At 56.8% G+C, this 2,986-nt stretch carries 4 protein-coding genes and 1 tRNA gene; all 5 read left to right on the top strand.

What is annotated here, in order from left to right:
• A partial coding sequence (locus tag SMC5_RS03925) for an MBL fold metallo-hydrolase RNA specificity domain-containing protein (protein ID WP_279386309.1) occupies positions 1-597 on the top strand: 597 nt, incomplete at its 5' end.
• Between the two features lie 15 nt (positions 598-612).
• Positions 613-698: transfer RNA gene (locus tag SMC5_RS03920), tRNA-Leu, on the top strand.
• A 139-nt stretch (positions 699-837) separates the two neighbouring features.
• Positions 838-1,395 (top strand): L,D-transpeptidase, encoded by a 558-nt coding sequence (locus SMC5_RS03915; RefSeq protein ID WP_165846158.1) that lies wholly within the window; start codon positions 838-840, stop codon positions 1,393-1,395.
• Between the two features lie 72 nt (positions 1,396-1,467).
• Positions 1,468-2,067, top strand: a complete 600-nt coding sequence (locus SMC5_RS11245) for a helix-hairpin-helix domain-containing protein (RefSeq protein WP_119119677.1) — start codon at positions 1,468-1,470, stop codon at positions 2,065-2,067.
• Positions 2,068-2,072: 5 nt separating this feature from the next.
• On the top strand, positions 2,073-2,986 hold a 914-nt coding region (locus tag SMC5_RS03905; RefSeq protein ID WP_207799039.1), incomplete at its 3' end, for a ComEC/Rec2 family competence protein.

Genomic DNA, 2,986 nt, shown 5'->3' with positions numbered 1-2,986 from the left:
TTCTACCGCCGCGAGGACAAGGTCCACGTGTCCGGCCATGGCGCTCAGGGAGATCTCAAGCTGATGCTCTCGCTGACGCGCCCCAAGTTCTTCGTGCCGATTCACGGGGAGTACCGGCATCTTCTCTGGAACAAACGCCTTGCCGAGAGCGTCGGTATCCCGGGCTCACACGTTTTTATCCTCGAAAACGGTCAGTGCTTCACGGTGGACAGCGAACACCTGACCGCCCTCAAGCGCATACCCGCCGAAGGGCTGTTGATCGATGGCCTCGCCCTGGGGTTACCCGATAGTCCTATCCTCACCGACCGTGCCCGCTTGGCCAAAGACGGCATCCTGGTCTCTGTCGTAAGCATTGACCGGATGACAGGAAAGATCCTTGCCGGCCCGGAAATCGTGTCCAAGGGAGTCGTGACTGACGACGACGCAATCCTGACGGATCTGACTCGCGAGATGAAGGCCTACATGGTGACCCATCGCAACAAGGATGTGCGCGCGACGCCTGATTTGCAGCTTGACTTACGCAAATTCTCGGCTAAATATATATACGACAAAACGCGCCGGCGGCCTATCGTCATCCCGGTCATTCTGGAGCGCTAGTCTCAAACCCTTCAGGCGGGGGTGGCGAAATGGCAGACGCGCTAGGTTCAGGTCCTAGTGATCGCAAGGTCGTGAGGGTTCAACTCCCTCTCCCCGCACCACTTGGCGAGAAGATACACTGATTCTTATGATGTTGGAGCACTGTCTTGACATTATGGGCCCCGAGAGGGGCCCTTGTGATTATCCGTCTGCTCCGGCCTCGTTGCCATCAGGCCAGTGCTGTCTATAATGGGAGTTACTATGAAAGATTACCGTCGCTTACGTTTCTTTTGCATTGCAGCCCTTGCCGTGGCTCTTGTCGTTGTGGCCATACCGTCAGCCCGAGGCGCCACAGCCATTGAGGTTCTCGTCGACAAATCATTCCACATCACGGTCCTGAGAACCGCATCTGGCACTCTCGTATTTCCGGACGCGACCGGAACCACTGGCGACAGTGCCACTCCTGTCGGCACATACAAGGTGACTGAGAAGCAAGCCAACCCGAGCTGGCACTGGGAAGGCAAGGTATACGCCCCTTACCTTCAAGATAAGGCAAATGGTCTGGGGGTTCGCTGGATCGGCATTTCGCTCCCATCGTACGGGTTGCACGGAACAGACGAGCCGTTTAGCATCGGCAAGGACGTATCGCATGGGTGCGTACGCCACCAGAATGCCGACGTGACGAAAGCCTTCCCAATGATCCCGACAGGAACGCCGGTCAGTATCATTGAGACTCCAGTTCCTCAGCAGACCGAGGGCATGGTCACCGACTTCCTGGAGCTATACGATCTTCTCGCAGTCATGGGAGGCTCCCACTAGGAGCTGAAATCTTCGACGCCGACAAAGGAGGTGGGAGGCCGTGCGCTCGACAAGGAGCGGGTCTCCATTGTAATGGAGAAACTCTCGAAGCATCAGATAATTGTCCTGATCATCGCTGTTCTCGCCTTGGGAATGGGCACCGGGTTGTTTGTCGGCTCGCGTCTCTACAAATCTGCACCCAACCCACTCCCACAGATTGTCGATAATCCGTCGACGACGGATATCGTACCTGCGGCCCCGGTTTCCATCAATGTGTATGTGACTGGTGCCGTCCTCCATTCAGCTGTCTACGCGCTGCCGGAAGGCTCCATTGTCCGGGATGCAGTGGCGGCTGCGGGAGGGGCTACGAGCGACGCAGATCTCATTGCGGTCAACCTGGCAGCTCAACTGGACGATGGTGAACAAGTCACGGTCCCGGTAAAGTCAGCAGATGGTGCCAGCACCGTAGTGTCTTCCACATCGCCCTCCTCAAGCGTCCATGCACGAATCAGTATCAACCACGGAACACTGGCCGATCTCGATACGCTTCCTGGCATTGGGCCGGCGAAAGCGCAGGCCATTCTGGATTACCGGGCGCAACACGGCTCGTTCAAACGACTTGAAGACCTTCAGAACGTCAAGGGCATCGGCACCAAAACCTACGAAGACCTGAAATCCCTCATCACCCTTTAGCCGTCGTGATAAGACTGCGACTCGTCACGCTCGTAGCCCTGACGGTCGTAGCTGGGGCTCTGTCGGCTGGAACCAAAGGAGTCACGGCAATACTCGCCTTTGCTGTTCTAGCTAGTCTGGGCGTAGTCTATGTCGTACAAACTCGACATCCACGGCTCAATCTTATCCGCGTCGTGCTCGCACTCTCTCTCTTCTGGCCGTCGTTTGCCATGGCAAAGAGAGTTATTCAATCTTCTGCCTCGGGGCAGCTCAGTCCCGATACGTCAGTTGTCACTGGCACAGCCCTTACGCCTTCTGTTGCACGAAGTACCGGAGGCATGGGGTTTGAACTGTCAACAATGACGGCAAACGGCATCTCCCTCAGCCGCCCGGTGACCGTCCAAGTATTGATGCCCGATCGCCGCGCTGGTCCGACATTTGGTCAACAGATACGTGTCTCGGGGAAGATTGGCACAACCAACCCCGCTCTCAATCCGGGAGAGGAACGGCCCGGTCCGCCACCCCCGGCGCTGTTTCTCGGACAAGACATCCAGGCCCTTCCCAGCCACTCTCTTGCAGCACGGTGGGGCCGATTGACGGGACACGCACGAGACCTCATCGAACTCCGTGCGCGGCAGTTGTTGAGCTATAAGGCATTCGGATTTCTCGAAGAGCTCCTTCTTCATCGCAGACTCTTTGGAACAGTCGACCGCCATCTCTTCTCGATCACTGGTACCAGCCATCTGCTCGCCATTTCTGGTCTTCACCTCTCACTGGTTTTCGCCGTCATGTCGATGCTCCTTGGTCTGATGTTCTCTGAAAGAAGTATCGGCAAGACACTAGCTCCACTCGTCGCCACCTTCGTCTACCTGGCATTCATCGATTTCCCCCTGAGTGCCGATCGAGCATTCGTGATGCTGTGCGTTTTCACGGTGACCCG

It is taken from the genome of Candidatus Cryosericum odellii (assembly GCF_003570935.1).
Classification (GTDB): domain Bacteria; phylum Caldisericota; class Caldisericia; order Cryosericales; family Cryosericaceae; genus Cryosericum; species Cryosericum odellii.
This window is presented reverse-complemented; position numbering and strand designations above follow the sequence as displayed.

What these genes read in the sequence shown, in the direction of transcription:
- SMC5_RS11245 (WP_119119677.1), top strand. Translation starts at nt 1,468, where the DNA reads ATGGAGAAACTCTCGAAGCATCAGATAATTGTCCTGATCATCGCTGTT.
- SMC5_RS03915 (WP_165846158.1), top strand. Translation starts at nt 838, where the DNA reads ATGAAAGATTACCGTCGCTTACGTTTCTTTTGCATTGCAGCCCTTGCC.